The organism is Oceanidesulfovibrio marinus, assembly GCF_013085545.1.
Taxonomy (GTDB): domain Bacteria; phylum Desulfobacterota; class Desulfovibrionia; order Desulfovibrionales; family Desulfovibrionaceae; genus Oceanidesulfovibrio; species Oceanidesulfovibrio marinus.
On the sequence record NZ_CP039543.1, the window covers coordinates 920,460 to 936,249 of the forward strand.

A 15,790-nucleotide genomic window follows, 5' to 3' on the forward strand; every position below is an offset into this window, starting at 1 on the left:
TTCCCAGCCTTCCTGCCCTTCCCAGTTTCTCAGGCATACGTCCCATGCGCTGCACGGCCGTAGCCATGCGCGCAGCGCTGGCCTGTCCGGGTCGTTGTGGTCCCAAGAGCAGGGTTCTGTAAAGGGTCGGGCGCAAATTTTTACACGCCTCTGCAAGAGCGGCGCTGGGAAGACAAGGCGGAAACCAGAGGATCACCCGTTCATGTTGGCCACGGCCTCGGTGTTGAGGAGATCCTGTAGCAGGCTGCCGTCGAGGGCCGCTTTCGCTAGCCGGTTCTTGCCGGTGAGCGCAAGGAACCCGGGCTCCAGGCCGCCGCCCGGAGGCATGCCGAACACGTGGCGGTGCGCAAAGGCGCGGGCAATGAAATCCGCCGTCTGGAGTATGGCCACGTAGGTCAGGGGTTCTTCATCGAGCTCGCTGGCCGCGTAGCTGCCTGCATGGTGGTTGTACACCACATCGGCCATCAGGTCCGGAAGCTGCCAGTCCTCCATGGCCATCTTGCCCAGCAGGCAATGGTCGATGCCCAGCTCGCCCCGCTCCACATCCACGGAGGTCTGGTAATCGTCGCTGGCCTTCACCACCTTTTCCCACTCCATGACCTGGTGGATCTTCTTGTGCCCTTCCTCAAGCATGGGCATCTGGCAGATGATGAACTTGCCGATGTCGTGCAGCAAGCCGAGGGTGAAGGCGGTTTCCGGAACGGCCTTGCTGAACGCGGTGGACACATGGTTGGCGGCCACGGCCGTGAGCATGGCGTGCTTCCACAGGCCGCGGCGCGATGCCGCATTGCCTTCGGAGGGTTCGAGCATGCGGAAATGCTCGCGGAAGTAGAGTGATCTCAGGTTGTTGAAGCCCAGGATGCGCGCAGCGTGCTGCACGGAGGTAACCTCTTCCGTGTAGCCGAAGTAGGCGGAGTTGGCGGCGCGCAGCACTTTGGACGAAAGGACCACGTCCTTGGACACGGCGTTGGCCACCTGCTCAAGGCTGGCGAACGGGTCGTTGAACTCCTGGAACTTGGAGAAAGTCTCGCCCACGCGGTCCATGCCCTTGAGCGTGAGCAAGGCGCGATGCAGCATGCGCTGGTTCGCCTCCATGCCTTCCATGGGCCGACTGCCCTCCACGGGCGGCGAGTCGGTCAGCACGTCCAGCGCCTTGGCGAGAAATGCCGAGTCCTGCTCGTGCTCCTGTTCATACTCCAGATCCGGCTCCTCTTTTGGAGCAGAACCAGAAGCTCGGCGTGCGGGCTTCGAAATGGCCGAAGACGCTGACAACTTACCGGCGGACTTCGCCTGCGCCCGGCCTCGTTGCTTTCGCACGAAGAACAGGACAATGAAAAATACGACAATGAGCCCGATGCCAGTCAGGATGCCCCCCAGTGACATGGCCGCCGCCTCCTTTGAATCCGATGATTCGATATACAACCCGATACCCAATTCCCTTGGCAAGGTAAAGCACGGATATTACACGAATCCTCATCCAAGGTGCGGCCAAGTGGCGGAAAGCCGTAAACCGATCGTCACCCTCCTGCCATGGTTGTTCGGGATCAGATCGTCACGATATGGTCCACGAACAATCCCCGAGATTGCGCTGCCATCCCGTGGTATGCTTGTTATTTGGATATGTTTTCAGCCCGTACTTTTAATAAGGACTACCCATGAGACATTCATGTTGGCGTTATGGCGCAACAATGGCTGTGGCCTGCATCCTCTTTCTCCTTGCCGCAGGCTGCACGCATGGTGGCAGGCACAGTGCGGATGGCTACGGCCGTCACGACCAGCAGCATCACAACCATGCGAACGGCCTGCTCAGCCCGGACCACATCACCGCGGAGTTTCCGGGAAAGCTCGTCTACACCACAGAGCGCGATGTGGATGTGGAAGCTCTGCGCAAAGACTGCACCCTGCGCGGCGGGTACTTCAACGAGTGCGGCTCGCCGTGCGAGGAAGGCGCCATCTGCGCCCAGGTCTGCGCCTATACATGCGAGTTCCGCTAAGGGACCGGAGACCGCAAGACAAGGCCCTGCTCGCGTCTAGAGATGCATGATTTTGGACGCGGCGATTCACACCGCCATTACTTCACCGTGACGGTCGTGCGGTCGATTCCCGTGTTCCCGTCGCGCGGATCATAGGCGTACACGGTGATGCTGTAGACGCCGGGCTCCCCGGGCCGAAACTCGCCGGTGAACAGGCTGGGCTCGCCGCCGTAGGCCAGGGGCACGGTCTTCCAGTATGCGCCGTCCTTGGCGATTCGCGCGGCCACCTCGAACACATCCGCATCCCACAGGCCGCCGGGAGTGACCGGGCAGCCGCAGTTCATCACCACATTGGCTGAAATGGAGACCGGACCTGCCGGAGCACGACTCGCGGCGCGGGGTTCCAGCACGTCCACGGTCAGGCCGGGCAGCTCGATGAGCCAGGCGTTGCCGTTGCGCACGTGCTTTCCGGGCACGACCCATCGCGTGGTCGTGGCCTCGTTGCCGGTCTGCGGTTGGGCCAGGGGACCGGCCGTGCGGACGCGGATGCGCGTGGGCTCGTCCAGGTCCAGCGTGGCGGCGAATCGCGCAGTCTCCGGCGTGACAATAACTGCGCTGGCGTCACGCTTGTCGGTCATGATGCGATCTGTGTCGCCTGTGGAGCCTTTGGTGACGCCTTGGGCAAGGATGGCGCCGGTGTCGGCGTTCTCCAGGATCACGCGTGCGCCGGCCATGCTGGTGCCAATGAACTTGGAGCCCTGGCCCCGGACATGGACAACGATCTCGGTGGGTTCGGCCCAGGCAGCAGAGGCGGCGAGCAGCACGGCGAGCACGGCAAGGATAAATCTGGACATGGCTGGGCTCCTTGAATTCGGACAGCGGTTAGGGCGCTTTTCAGGACATAGCGTAAATATTCTTGGGCAAATGCGCATACAGGCATCTGATGGGTATAGAACCCGTCTTTTTTTATTTTTCCAGTTCCGTACTCACCAATTTCCGGGTAAAGTATCACATCATTAATCCAATGAACCTACCTGGAGGAGGACAAAAAGATGGTTCTGAAACGCTTGGTCGCCCCTTTGTGCATGCTTGCCCTGGTGCTCAGCATGATAGGCGCAACCGCAGCCAATGCACATGAGTTGCCTATAGTTACCGGTGCGGACTGGGTCGCTTCCACGGATCGTGAACGTGGCGCTTTCCTTCTTGGCATGGCCACCGTCATTGAGTTAGAGAAGCAGGTGCAGGGAATCGATCCGCCGTTCGCGGATCACACCCTTATCGACACGTGGGTCAAAGGGCTGAGCCCGTACACCATCAGGGAGCTGCGGACCATGCTGGACCAGTATTTCGTTGATCATCCCGACCAGATGGACAGGCCAGTGGTGGAGGTCCTCTGGGATGATATCGCCTTGAAGCAAGCGTACAAGGAGGCCAAGCAATGATTAAAGCATACTTTATCCCACTTGTTCTCGCCCTGGCTATTGCCGTGGGGGCGTGCACCAACATGACGCCGACCCAGCAGGGCGTGACCAGCGGCGGTCTGCTCGGCGCGGGCGCGGGCGCAGGCATCTCCGCCCTCTCCGGCGGCAACGCTGGTGTGGGCGCGCTGATCGGCGGCGCCGCTGGCGCCATTGCCGGCGGCCTTATCGGCCACGAGCAGGAGCGGCGCAACCAGTACGGCGACTGATTCCGCGCAACAGTCCTGGACCAACAAAAAAACCGGCGACGCCTTGCAACGGCGTCGCCGGTTTCGTTTTTTGCATCCAACTGGTCGCCTGCCGGGCAAACCGGGGAGCCCCGCCGGAGTGTCAGGCCTCGGCCTTTACCGCTTGTCCCGCGCGACCTTTCTGTGCAGCTTCCTGCCTACGGGGCCCAGGCAGGCCAACATGGCGAAGAGCATGGCCTTGCTCTTGATCTTGCTGGGATCGTAACGCACCATTTTCACTGCCATGACGATGACGTCGCCATAGCGACCACCGCGGAAGTACCAGGGAATAAAGTACATCAAGGACTTTGCGAGCAGGCGCTTGTACTCCTTTTCGTCCACCTCGGGGTAGCGTTCGTACAGCTTCTTCCGTAGCTTGAGGCTCTGGGCGTGCTGGCGCTCGAAGTTCAGGGTGACGTTCTCGCTGTGGTGCACCCAGCCGCAGTAGACCGCCTCTATGGTATGGATCTCATACTTGCGGGCCACGCGGAGGCTGAACTCGTAGTCCTCCACCCCTTCGAGCTCCCGGTCGAACCCCCCCACGGCTTCGAACACCTTCTTGGGAAACATCATGGACGACGGCTGGTTCATTATGTTGTGGCCCAGGAGCTCCTTGAACGAGTCGCCGTGCTTGACGCGGTCGAGCACCTCGATGATCTTGCCCTGGTTGTTCACGATCTCCGTAAACGTATCCATCAGGCCGATGTTCGAGTCCGGATGGGAGTCGAAGAAGTCCACCTGCGCCTGGAGCTTGCCCGGCAGCCAGTAATCGTCGCTGTCCAGCATGGCGATGAGCTCGCCCTTCGCAGCCTCGATCCCGGTGTTCCGGGCTCCGCTTACCCCCCTGTTGTCCTGGGAGATGACGCGCACCTTGTCGCCGAACTTCTGGCGAACCACCTCGGCTGTGTTATCTGTGCTCCCATCGTCGACAACGATCACTTCAAAGGGAAAATCAGTCTCTTGCGCCAGAACCGTTTCAACGGCCTGGTTGACGAATTTCTCAGCATTATACGCTGGAATAACAACGGAAACCTTCATCAGTAGGCACCTCTGGCTCGCGGCGATCCTCAATCTCAGGCGTGTTCGCTCCGGATTATCGGCTGTCTGGAATCGCTCGCTGCTGTCTACAAAGCCGATATCAGAATACAGGAATCAATAGTATGCATCATTGCCGATTTTCAGCGCACATACAAGCGATTTCCAAAAATATGGCGCACTCATTACGTGCAGCCGAACAGACAATGGACATAAAACGTGCGGAACGAATGCGGGAAAATTGTCCGGGTCCCGGGCAGAACCACGCAGGCTCGTGCCCGAAACCCGGACAGGCGTGAGGCTAGGCAGGCGTAACGATGGAGAGAACGGTGTCGGTCAGGGCGTCTTTACCCTGGCTGGCGTAGAGGTGGTACAGGCCCATGATGGTGGCCTGGGAGAAGACGTAGTTGCGGAGCTGGTTGAACTTCTTGCCGTCAAGGTCGGCCTCGGTGAGCCCATACTTCTGGACAGCAATCTCCTTCATCTGCGGAATCATCCAGTGCGCGGCAGGCACGGTGAGAATCCAGTCGTGGTCTCCCAGGTGGCAGACAAAGTTCTCCATGCCGCGCGGCTGCGGCAGGGTCGAGCCATCCGGAGCGAGCCAGCCCTCGGCCGCGGCGTCCTTGCCGATGAGCTTGGCCGCCGTGCTGATCCAGTTGACCGGGCCCTTCTCGTCGTTCTCAAAGCCGGGGTGGTTGTGCGCGCAGGCCTGGGCGATGCACACCGAGGCGGGCAGGCCGCGGTAGAAGCTCTCGGCCACGCTCAAAGTGTGGTGCTCGCCGGTGCCGGCCAGGCTCAGCTCGGTGCGGCTCTCGCCGTTGTCCTGCCACTGAAAGACCCACGGCTTGTGCAGGTCGTGCAGCGCCTGGGAGGCGATGACCACGTCGCGGTCCAGCAGGTAGTCGTAGATGTCGCGGTAGCCTTCATACAGCGCCAGGGAGGCGCGGAGGTTCAGCGCCGTGTGCGTAACCACGCCGCCGGGATAGGCATGGTGGCTGCCGTAGCCGCTGCCCGGTGCGGAAAGGAAGGGCTGGGGGCTCTTGGCCGCATCCTTGGCCTGAGGCAGGAAATCTTCAAGCGCCACGTCCTTCACCATGCCGGAAGCGGAAAGCTCCTCGTACACTTCTTTCTTTTCCTTGGTGCCGAGCCCCTCCATAATCGTGGGGGCCGGGTTGTCCAGAATGGACTGCACGCCGCTGCGGATGACCGGGTTGCGGATGGAGGCCACGGTCTTCTCGATGTAGCGCATGGACGCCGTTACCGGCCCGGACGCCTTGGCCATGTCCTCCGGCCCCATGTCCATGACGTCGGAGTACTTCACAGGTGTGTAGCTCGAAGCGCGGCCAATGGAAGGCAGCGCGCCTACAGCCATGAACCCGGCGCCCAGCAATGCGCCAGCCTTGATAAAATCCCGTCTGTCTATCCCTTGCTTCTTCATCCAAGCTCCCTCCAATACAAGTGATTGTTTGGACAATGAGTATCGTGTGGCCATGGCGGAACGATGACTCTTGCGTGATCGTTTTTGACGATGCGGTGAAAAAGGGGTCACAAAACAGGCGGGGTATGAAACGCTGCGAGGTAAGGACTTCTGGATATGAAAAAAGGCCGACCCAAGTATGGGCCGGCCTTTGGTTTTTTTATACGAGGAGCGTAATCGGGCGGGATGATCCCCGGCCCGCGCATCTCCCCTGCTGCAGTCTGGAAACGGCGCTTCAGCGCATTGTCATCGAAAAACAAGACTTACAGTGAAGCAATCTCCTGTTGTTCCAGATCAATGCATACGAGCAGCCAAGCCGTTTCAAGCGTACGATGCTTAATACTTGATCAGGTTCAGACCGATCTTCTCGCTGTGCTCGCGGTCGATCTGGCCGTCAAAGGTGTCGATGATGATCTCCGCGGTACAGCTCACGTCCGCCTCGTTCAGGTGGCCGCCCTGGGCGTTGGCCTCGATGTCCGCCAGGGTGGCGTGGGCGTGGATGTAGACCTCGCCGTTCATGGTGCTCACGTTGCCCGCCAGGGCAGTGATCTCCATGTACTTCTTCAGCTCGTTGGAATGGTACTTCTTTTCCTTGGGATCAAAGAGGCCGACCACAGCGCGGTCCACGGCGCCGATGCCGTTCAGCACGCCCATGGTGACCTTTTCCTCGCGGCATACAGTCTTGATGGACTCGATGACCTCGTCGCCAGGGTCGAGACGAATCACAATTTTTGCGCCAAAGCGTTTGTATTCCATGATGTTCCTCCGATTCGGTTTCGGTTCATGTATGAACAGTCAATGGGTTCACAATCCCAACCAGTGTAGACACTGAAAAGCCTCAATGCAACGGCTGGCTTTTATTTCAATATGTTTAAAAATAGATACCTTACGCCAGAACAGTTCTGACCGTATGTACCCAGAAACGGCATGAAAAATCAGCGCGCAATCATTTGCCCTTCGGTCAGCTGTGCCATGAGTTACGGAATGTTTCGTGCGCTACCCCGCGATCGCGCTCCACAGCATGCGCGAGCCCACCAGGAACAGCAGCACGGCAAAGACCTTCTTCAGCGTAGCCACCGGCAGCGTGTGCGCCAGCTTTGCGCCAAAAGGCGCCGTGAGCACGGACATGCACACGATGCCGATCAGGGCCGGCAGGTAGATGTAGCCGATGGTCCAGGCCGGACGGCCGGCCACACCGATGCCGTTGATCAGGTAGCCCAGAGACCCGGCCAGGGCGATGGGCAGGCCAATGGCCGCGGCCGTGCCGATGGCCGTCTGGATGACCACGTTGCACCACGTCAGGAACGGCACCGAAAGCGTGCCGCCACCGATGCCGACCAGGGCCGAGAAGATGCCGATGACGCCGCCCACGCCGAACATGCCGGGCTTGCCGGGCACCTGGCGCGAGGGGTTCGGCTTCTTGCCGGTGATCATCTGGAAAGAGACGTAGTACAGGAACACGCCGAAGATGACCTTGAGCGTGTTCGTGGGCAGCATGCTCGCCACCCAAGCGCCCACGAACGAGCCCACGATGATGCCGGGCGTGATGCGCCAGAACACGTCCCAGCGCACGGCCCCGCGTTTGTTGTGCGCGCGGAAGCTGGAGATGGACGTGAAGATGATGGACATCATGGAGGTGCCGAGGGCCATGTGCAGAATGTGCTCGTGCGGTATGCCCTGCCAGGTAAACGCAAATGTCAGCATGGGCACAATGACGAGCCCGCCGCCAATGCCCAGGAGCCCGGCCAGGATGCCGGCGAATGCTCCCAGCGCCAAGTAGAGGATGAAGAGACCGATCATTGGAACCTGTTCTTTGTTGAGGAGTTATGCGCCGATATTGTACAAGCGGTCGCGGCCGATGGCCTTGATGGTTCCGCTGCCGGTGAGCACCATGGCCTGCACGAGCTGGCCCTTGATCTGGTCGATGTAAGCGGCAACGCCCTCGCGCAGTCCACCCACGGCGGCTACGGAGAAAGGCCGGCCGATCATCACGGCGTCGGCGCCCAGGGCCACCATCTTGAAGACGTCCACGCCGTCGCGCACGCCGCCATCCGCCAGAATAGACATCTTGCCGGCCACCGCGTCGGCAATGGCGGGCAGTACCTCGGCCGTGCCCGGCGTGTGGTCCAGCACGCGGCCGCCGTGGTTGGAGACCACGATGCCGTCCACACCGATCTCGCTGGCCAGGCTGGCCTCGTCCGGGGTCATGATGCCCTTGAGGACGAACTTGAGGCCCCACTCGTGCATCTTGGCCACGATCTCGCGCAGCTCGTCCGGGGTCTTGGGCGAAACGGGCCGGCCCATCTTGCGCAGGGTCACCAAGCCGGCCGCGTCAACGTCCATGCCCACGATGGAGCAACCCGTGTTCTTGGCCTTTTCCAGCTTCTCCCACATCTCCTCGCCTTCCCATGGCTTGATGAAGGGGATGCCCTTGCCGCCGAGGGAGGCGATGGCCTCGTTCACGGACTCGTGGATGAACGGGGGCACGCCGTCGCCGCCGCAGCCGATCAGGCCCTTGTCCACGCAGCCGCCCAGCACGGCGTCCACGTACTCTTCCTCGGTGATCTTGCCGCCCATGTTGAACTCCACCCCGCCGATGGGCGCGGCTAGAAGCGGCATGTCCAGGTCGAGGCCCAGCACGGAGACCGTGGTGTCCGGCTCCTTCACGTCGTGCAGCAGGCGCATGTTCAGACGCACCTTGCGCAGGGCTTCGATGTTGTTCTTGAAGGAAGCGGCAGTACCCAGACCGCCCATGCCCGGAACCTCGCCCACGCAGGCGCGGCCGTCGCACACGGGGCAGACACGGCAGTAGCCCTTCATCCTCTCACGTGCGGTGTTGCGAACTTCTTTCATGGCAATTCCTCGCAATGGTTGTAGATGTATGGTCACTCCTCCGGGAAGAGCATGCCCCGGATGGATTCCAGATGGTCGCGCATCGCCTTTTCGGCGGCCTCGGCGTCGCCTTCATGCAACGCTTTAAGAATATGCTCGTGGGCAAGCACCGAAGCGCGTTGCCTCTCGCGTGGCTGCAGTCCCTCGGCGCGTGATTCACCGACTATATCCGAGATAGTGGCCGCCAACCGCTCGACAACCGCATTGTCGGTCATGGCCGCCAGCCGCGCATGGAACGCCTGGTCCTCGGCGTGGCCGTCGCCGGTGGCGGCGATGGCCTGTCGCTGGGACTCCAAAAGAGTTTCGAGCTCGGCAAGCTCGTCCTCGGTTCGGTTTTGCGCCGCCAGAGCAGCGATCTGGGGTTCCAGAAACAGCCGCACCTGGAAGATATCCGAAAGCCGTTTGCGCTCCAGAGCCACCACGCCGGCCAGGGCCGCGGCGAACTCCTCGCCCTGCACGTCGGCCACGTAGGTGCCGCTGCCTACCTTGCTGATGATCAGGCCCTGGTTGGTGAGCACGCGGATGGCCTCGCGCACAGAGTTTCGCGACACGCCAAAGGCCTCGGCAAGACGCCGCTCTGCCGGCAGCCTGTCGCCGGGAGCCAGCTCGCCCGAGGCGAGCATAACGCGGATGCGCCTCGCTACCTCGGCAGATACCGAGTGCGTGGCGGACACGGGGGGAATGGTTAATGACGTCATGAAAAGCCCTCTCACTCAAATTGGTAGGGCCAAAATACCAAAAGTACCAATTTGGTCAAGAGGGAGGAGAGTCGTAAAAAGGAATAATCCGTGCGCGAGCAGAAAAGCATCCGCAGTCGCGCAACATCATTTTGAATGTTCTGGTATTAATCTGAAAATACAAACCAAAAAGCAGCCGGAAATCCAGGCTGCTCTTCATCGCACGTACTCGAAATCAGGATGGGTACACAGGTTACGACTGCTCCTCATAGATCTGGATCTGATTTTTCCCATTCTTCTTGCTGCGGTACAGAGCCTGGTCAACATAGCTCACAAGCTCGCCCGAAGACACGGACCTGCTCGAATTGACTGAAGCGACACCTATGCTCAGGGTGATCGCGTCAGATACTGTGGATGCCTTATGCGGGATAGCCAGCGAGTCGATAGCCTTCTGAATACCGCCCGCCACCGTCTCAGCGCCGTGCAGATCCGTATTGGGCAGCAGCATGATAAACTCTTCGCCGCCGTAGCGCGCCGCAATATCCGAAACACGCCTGCACGATTTCTTGAATACTGCAGCGACTTCCCTGAGACAATCATCACCGGCCTGATGGCCATACGTATCGTTGTATTGCTTGAAGCAATCAACATCCGCCATAACCAATGAAATCGGTAACGAGCTTCGCTGCAAGCGCTTTATCTCAAGCTCTAGCTTGGTATCAAAGTATCTTCTGTTGAATATGCTTGTGACACCGTCAACATTGGCCAGCGCTTCTATCCGCTTATTTGCAGCGCTCAGGTCATTTTCCATACGATGTGTATTCAAAATCAAAAAAGAATATCCGCTTGCTATTGCTGCCAGAATTGACATGGAAATAGCAATACCCTGGAATATTTCTGTGTTATTAAACAAAGATACATGGTCATGCAATGAGACAACTACAACGCGGAACAACAGCCCAAAAATTGAAAAGATTATTGACGCCACAATGAGCCAATCCTGCTCTCCCAGCACTGGAGGAATATATTTTATTGCGATGACGAGCGCTTCAAAGAAGAAAAACGCCATGATCAGGCAGAAGCAAACAATCCTGACTCGCAAGCTGGGTTCAATATATGTGGCCCACAGGAGCACCAATGTAAAAAAGAAGAGGACGACAGAGTTAACAACCCGAACTCTGTTTGGCACGTCTACAAAAGCGATCAGCCCTTTTGTAAACATGAGCGGCAACAAGAGGAGCAGGAAGTTACCGAGAATTATAGAGATGAAATCAGGAACGATCCCGCGCAGGGAGATCACAACACCACCAAGCCCGGCGCTCACAACGCCGCCTGTCCAGTAATGGAATCCCGGGTATGTACGTCGTGCAATGGAAAAATATGTCATGACACCAGCGAGAATCAGACTGCTCACGGCGCCGAACATCAACATCGTACGCACATTCAACAATTCGAAGACCATCATCCTGGACCACTTAACCCTGTATACATAGCCGTTCAATGACGGCGTTATGGCAGCACAAACTATGCGGCGCAGTTCCGATCTGGCAGGAACGCCTTACCGACTCCACAGCACATCCAACTTCCGTGCCATAGACAGATCACCCACAAAGGAGTCAGCTTTCACGTTCTGAAGAAAAGATGGGCAACAGCCCAGGAGAACTTCGAATACCTTTGATGCTCCGATTCTTCAACGCCCTCGTAAAAGAGCGTCACCGAAAACATCGCATGGCTGGCGTCGCTTGGCATCCTAAAAAAACAGGGGACCAGCCAAATGTTTGGCTAGCCCCCTGAACTGCTTGCAAGATATGGTGACCCCGGCAGGATTCGAACCTGCGGCACCAGGATTAGGAATCCTGTGCTCTATCCTACTGAGCTACGGGGCCACGCGATTGGATGGTGGCGGACAGGCGGCGCTGTCTTGCGGCTGCCGCCGCTGGTCCTGAACAGGTTTGCGCCCTGCTCCATCCGCCCTTCCCGGCATTGCGTGCCGGGAAAGTCGCCTTTCGTATATCAGCCTGGGCCGGCGGGTCAAGAGATTGCCTGCGAATCGTTGCTTCCCAAGAGCGATTCAGCTACTCTGATGTGCTTCGATTCCCATGCGCGAATACCCCACCAAGGAGTTTGTTTCATGATACGCGCCGCCGTAGCCCACACCGTGTGCGCCCTGTTCGCACTCATCTTGCTTGCCGCGCCTGCCCGCGCCGAGCTTCCCGAGTTCACCACGCTTGCAGAGAGCACCGGCCCGGCCGTGGTCAACATCGCCACCGTGAAGACGGTCAATACATCGGAGCAGCTCAAGGACTTCTTCCAGTTCCACGACCGCGATGGCCGCTTCGACGACTTTTTCGACCAGTTCGAGCGCTTTTTCGGTGACCGGTTCCGCGGTGGCGAGCGTCAGGAGCGCTCCCTGGGCTCCGGCTTCATCATTTCCCCGGACGGCTTCATCGCCACCAACAACCACGTGGTCGAAGGCGCCGACGAGGTGAAGGTGAACCTGCAGTTCAAGGGCAAGGAAGAATCCTACGACGCCACCGTGGTGGGACGCGACCAGGAGACCGACCTGGCCGTGCTCAAGATCGACACCGAGCACGAGCTGCCCACCCTGCAGTGGGGCGACTCGGACATCATGAAGATCGGCCAGTGGGTGGTGGCCATCGGCAACCCCTTTGGCCTGGACCACTCCGTCACGGCCGGCATCATCTCGGCCAAGGGCCGCGTCATCGGCTCCGGCCCCTTTGACGACTTCATCCAGACCGACGCCTCCATCAACCCCGGCAACTCTGGCGGCCCCCTGCTCAACATGCAGGGCGAGGTCATCGGCATCAACTCGGCTATCGTGGCCTCGGGCCAGGGCATCGGCTTCGCCATCCCCTCCAACATGGCCCGCCGCGTCATTGCGCAGATCCGGACCGGCAAGCCCATGCAGCGCGGCTGGATCGGCGTCACCATCCAGGATGTGGACGAGAACACGGCCAAGGCCCTGGACATGGATGAGGCCTCCGGCGCCCTGATCTCTTCCGTAATGGAAGGCGAGCCGGCGGCCAATGCCGGCATGAAGACCGGCGACGTGATCAAGGCCGTGAACGGCAAGGAGGTCGCAGACGCGTCCGAGCTGCTCAAGGCCATTGCCGCGCTCAAACCGGGCGAAAAGGCCGAGCTCACGGTGTGGCGCAAGGGCGACACGCTGAACCTCACCGTCACCCTGGGCCAGCGCGACGCCGAGCGCATCGCCGGCGGACTGGACAACAACCAGCCAGGGGACCAAACTGCGCCGGCCGAGGCCGAAGCTTACGGCCTGACCCTGCAGCCTGTGCCGGACCAGATGGCCAGCCAGCTCGGCATCGCCAAGAATCTGGGCCTGCTGGTGACCGACGTACAGGACGCCACACCGGCCATGAACGCCGAGATCCAGCCCGGCGACGTGATTCTGGAGGTCAACCAGAAGCCGATCTCCACCGTGGACAAGTTCAACGCAATTCTGGATAGCGAGGGCAAGGACAAAGGCGTGGTCCTGCTCCTGCTCAACCGGCAGGGACGCAACCTCTTCCGCTCCATGGTTGTGGAGTAAAGACCAGACGTCCCAAAAACGCACACACGCTTCGACAAGGACGAATGCACATGGATGCCATGACGCCCCGCGAGATAGTCGCGGAGCTCGATAAATACATAGTCGGACAGGCAGAGGCCAAACGCATGGTGGCCATCGCCATGCGCAACCGCTGGCGCCGCCGTCAGCTGGACCCGGAGCTGCGCGAGGAGATCGCGCCCAAGAACATCATCATGATCGGCCCCACCGGCGTGGGCAAGACCGAAATCGCCCGCCGGCTGGCCAAGCTGGCGCAGTCGCCCTTCTACAAGGTCGAGGCCACCAAGTTCACCGAGGTGGGCTACGTGGGCCGCGACGTGGAGTCCATGATCCGCGACCTCATGGAGATCAGCGTGTCCCTGGTCACGGCCGAGGAGGAAGAGCGGGTGAAGGGCAAGGCCGAGCAGAACGCTGAGGAGCGCCTGCTGGACCTCTTGCTGCCCAAATCCGGCCGCCTGGCCAAGGAAGAGGAGCCCGAGGAACCGTCTCTGCAGGCGTGGAAGGCTGGCGAGCCCATCCCGGCCGGTCCGGCTCCGGACGACGCCTCCAACGTGCCCGGGTTCGCCCAGGAAGAAGAGAAAAAGCCCTCCTCCACGCGTGAGAAGCTGCGCAAGCTCTGGCGCGACGGCTATCTGGACGACCGCCGGGTGGAAATGGAAGTCTCGACCCAGGGGCCGCAGATGGAGATCATGGCCATGCCCGGCATGGAGGAGCTCGGCTTCCAGTTCAAGGACATGATGAAGAACGTCTTCCCCCAGAAAAAGAAGCGCCGCACCATGCGCGTGAAGGACGCCTACGAGATTCTGGTGCAGGAAGAGGCCCAGCGTCTGGTGGACATGGACAAGGTCACCGAGCAGGCCAAGGAGCGCGTGGAGCAGGACGGCATCATCTTCATCGACGAGATCGACAAGATCGTGTCCGGTTCCGACAACCAGAAGTCCGGCGAGGTCTCCCGCGAGGGAGTGCAACGCGACCTGTTGCCCATTGTGGAAGGCTCCACCGTGAACACCAAGTATGGCATGGTCCGTACCGACCACATCCTGTTCATCGCGGCCGGCGCATTCCACGTGGCCAAACCCTCGGACTTGGTGCCGGAGCTGCAAGGCCGCTTCCCCCTCCGGGTGGAGCTCTCGCCCCTGGATGAGGAGGACTTCTACCGCATCCTCACCGAGCCCAGGAACGCGCTGACCACGCAGTACGTCGCCCTGCTGAACACTGAAGAGATCAACGTGCAGTTCGCCGACGACGCCATCCGCGAGATCGCCTCCTTTGCCGCCCGCACCAACGAGGAGACCGACAACATCGGCGCGCGCCGCCTGTACACCATTATCGAGAAGGTCCTCACCGACCTCTCCTTCGATGCTCCGGAGATGCAAGGCCAGGCCGTCACAGTTGACGCCGCCTATGTCCGCGAGCACCTGGCAGACGTCATCGAGGATCGTGACCTCTCCCGTTATATCCTGTAACTATTGAAGAAAGAGACGGCATTGAAAGACAAGCATCCGGAGGCCGAAATGGTGGCTCATGACAAAGGCACGCGCGTTGCCAAGCTCCTCATGGAAAGCCTCCCGTTCATCCGCAATTTCCACGGACAGTCCGTAGTCATCAAGTACGGCGGCCACGCCATGAAGGACGAGGTGCTCAAGGAAGCGTTCGCCAAGTCCATCGTGATGCTCAAGTACATCGGCGTGAACCCCGTCATCGTGCACGGCGGCGGCCCCCAGATTGGCAAGCTCCTGGAGCAGCTCAATATCCAGTGCTCGTTCCGCGAGGGCATGCGCGTGACCGACGAGGCCACCATGGACGTTGTGGAGATGGTCCTCGGCGGCAAGGTCAACAAGGAGATCGTCAATCTCCTCAACCTGCACGGTGGCAAGGCCGTGGGCCTCTCCGGCACGGACGGCTGGTGCGTGCGCTGCCGCCAGCTGGAGATGGCCGTGTCCCGCGACAACGCCCCGCCGGAGATCATCGACCTGGGCCGCGTGGGCGAGGTGACGCACATCGAAACCAGCCTCATCTACTCCCTGGAGCGCGAAGGCTTCATCCCGGTCATCGCGCCTATCGGCGTGGATACCAACGGTCGTACCTACAACATCAATGCCGACTCCGTGGCCGGAGCCGTGGCCGCCGCCCTGGGCGCCAAGCGCCTCATCCTGCTTACGGATGTGGCCGGCATCCTGGACAAAACCGGCGCGCTCATCTCCTCCATGTCCATGGCCGCCGCAGCCATGGCCATCGGCGACGGTACCGTGCAGGGCGGCATGATCCCCAAGGTGAAATGCTGCCTGGAAGCCCTGGACGCCGGCGTGGAGAAAGCCCAGATCATCGACGGCCGCACCGAGAACTCTGTGCTGCTGGAGCTGTTCACCCAAAAAGGCATTGGTACGGAGATCGTCCGTAAAGGGTAAGCCCCGAGATTCGCCTCCGGGGTCAAGGGGCCAT

15 protein-coding genes and 1 tRNA gene are annotated in these 15,790 nt (G+C 60.2%); 6 read left to right on the plus strand and 10 right to left on the minus strand.

The window, feature by feature from the left end; all coding sequences use genetic code 11:
• Positions 1 to 192 precede the first annotated feature (192 nt).
• The gene (locus E8L03_RS04080) at positions 193 to 1,383 is read right to left on the minus strand and encodes an HDOD domain-containing protein (protein ID WP_171266648.1); all 1,191 of its coding nucleotides are present in this window, start codon (positions 1,381 to 1,383) and stop codon (positions 193 to 195) included.
• A 272-nt stretch (positions 1,384 to 1,655) separates the two neighbouring features.
• On the opposite strand from E8L03_RS04080, the gene E8L03_RS04085 reads away from it, so the two are divergent.
• Complete coding sequence (locus E8L03_RS04085; protein WP_171266649.1) at positions 1,656 to 1,994, plus strand: hypothetical protein; 339 nt, start codon at positions 1,656 to 1,658, stop codon at positions 1,992 to 1,994.
• A 77-nt stretch (positions 1,995 to 2,071) separates the two neighbouring features.
• Here E8L03_RS04085 and E8L03_RS04090 read toward each other — a convergent pair whose 3' ends face one another.
• The gene (locus E8L03_RS04090) at positions 2,072 to 2,827 is read right to left on the minus strand and encodes a hypothetical protein (RefSeq protein WP_171266650.1); all 756 of its coding nucleotides are present in this window, start codon (positions 2,825 to 2,827) and stop codon (positions 2,072 to 2,074) included.
• A gap of 198 nt (positions 2,828 to 3,025) precedes the next feature.
• Between E8L03_RS04090 and E8L03_RS04095 the strand changes: the two genes are divergently transcribed.
• Both E8L03_RS04095 and E8L03_RS04100 read left to right on the plus strand, forming a co-directional pair.
• Positions 3,026 to 3,415, plus strand: coding sequence for a hypothetical protein (locus E8L03_RS04095; RefSeq protein ID WP_144234599.1), 390 nt, complete (start codon positions 3,026 to 3,028; stop codon positions 3,413 to 3,415).
• Entirely contained in the window at positions 3,412 to 3,660 is a 249-nt protein-coding gene (locus E8L03_RS04100) for a glycine zipper domain-containing protein (protein WP_144234600.1), read from the plus strand. The genes E8L03_RS04095 and E8L03_RS04100 overlap by 4 nt, the downstream gene beginning before the upstream one ends.
• A gap of 135 nt (positions 3,661 to 3,795) precedes the next feature.
• Here the strand turns inward: E8L03_RS04100 and E8L03_RS04105 are convergent, their stop codons facing one another.
• The 8 genes from E8L03_RS04105 to E8L03_RS04140 all read right to left on the minus strand — a co-directional run bounded on the left by E8L03_RS04105 (position 3,796) and on the right by E8L03_RS04140 (position 11,645).
• Positions 3,796 to 4,716, minus strand: coding sequence for a glycosyltransferase family 2 protein (locus tag E8L03_RS04105; RefSeq protein WP_144234601.1), 921 nt, complete (start codon positions 4,714 to 4,716; stop codon positions 3,796 to 3,798).
• Positions 4,717 to 5,014: 298 nt separating this feature from the next.
• Positions 5,015 to 6,151: a metal-dependent phosphohydrolase gene (locus tag E8L03_RS04110; protein WP_144234602.1), complete on the minus strand. Its 1,137-nt coding sequence runs from the start codon at positions 6,149 to 6,151 to the stop codon at positions 5,015 to 5,017.
• A gap of 375 nt (positions 6,152 to 6,526) precedes the next feature.
• Positions 6,527 to 6,946: a PPC domain-containing DNA-binding protein gene (locus E8L03_RS04115; RefSeq protein WP_144234603.1), complete on the minus strand. Its 420-nt coding sequence runs from the start codon at positions 6,944 to 6,946 to the stop codon at positions 6,527 to 6,529.
• Between the two features lie 240 nt (positions 6,947 to 7,186).
• A complete protein-coding gene (locus E8L03_RS04120; protein WP_171266651.1) occupies positions 7,187 to 7,990 on the minus strand; it encodes a sulfite exporter TauE/SafE family protein in 804 nt (267 codons plus the stop codon).
• A 24-nt stretch (positions 7,991 to 8,014) separates the two neighbouring features.
• A complete protein-coding gene (locus E8L03_RS04125) occupies positions 8,015 to 9,043 on the minus strand; it encodes an alpha-hydroxy-acid oxidizing protein (RefSeq protein WP_144234605.1) in 1,029 nt (342 codons plus the stop codon).
• 32 nt (positions 9,044 to 9,075) lie between these two features.
• Positions 9,076 to 9,780 (minus strand): FadR/GntR family transcriptional regulator, encoded by a 705-nt coding sequence (locus E8L03_RS04130; RefSeq protein ID WP_171266652.1) that lies wholly within the window; start codon positions 9,778 to 9,780, stop codon positions 9,076 to 9,078.
• Positions 9,781 to 10,012: 232 nt separating this feature from the next.
• Positions 10,013 to 11,224, minus strand: a complete 1,212-nt coding sequence (locus tag E8L03_RS04135) for a GGDEF domain-containing protein (protein ID WP_171266653.1) — start codon at positions 11,222 to 11,224, stop codon at positions 10,013 to 10,015.
• 344 nt (positions 11,225 to 11,568) lie between these two features.
• Positions 11,569 to 11,645: transfer RNA gene (locus E8L03_RS04140), tRNA-Arg, on the minus strand.
• Positions 11,646 to 11,890: 245 nt separating this feature from the next.
• Between E8L03_RS04140 and E8L03_RS04145 the strand changes: the two genes are divergently transcribed.
• From E8L03_RS04145 to argB, 3 genes are read left to right on the plus strand one after another with little or no spacing between them, the layout of a single operon-like run.
• Positions 11,891 to 13,330 (plus strand): DegQ family serine endoprotease, encoded by a 1,440-nt coding sequence (locus E8L03_RS04145; protein ID WP_167512373.1) that lies wholly within the window; start codon positions 11,891 to 11,893, stop codon positions 13,328 to 13,330.
• Positions 13,331 to 13,374: 44 nt separating this feature from the next.
• Positions 13,375 to 14,814 (plus strand): ATP-dependent protease ATPase subunit HslU, encoded by a 1,440-nt coding sequence (gene hslU, locus E8L03_RS04150; RefSeq protein WP_171266654.1) that lies wholly within the window; start codon positions 13,375 to 13,377, stop codon positions 14,812 to 14,814.
• Positions 14,815 to 14,862: 48 nt separating this feature from the next.
• Complete coding sequence (argB, locus tag E8L03_RS04155) at positions 14,863 to 15,756, plus strand: acetylglutamate kinase (protein WP_144234610.1); 894 nt, start codon at positions 14,863 to 14,865, stop codon at positions 15,754 to 15,756.
• Positions 15,757 to 15,790: the final 34 nt, after the last annotated feature.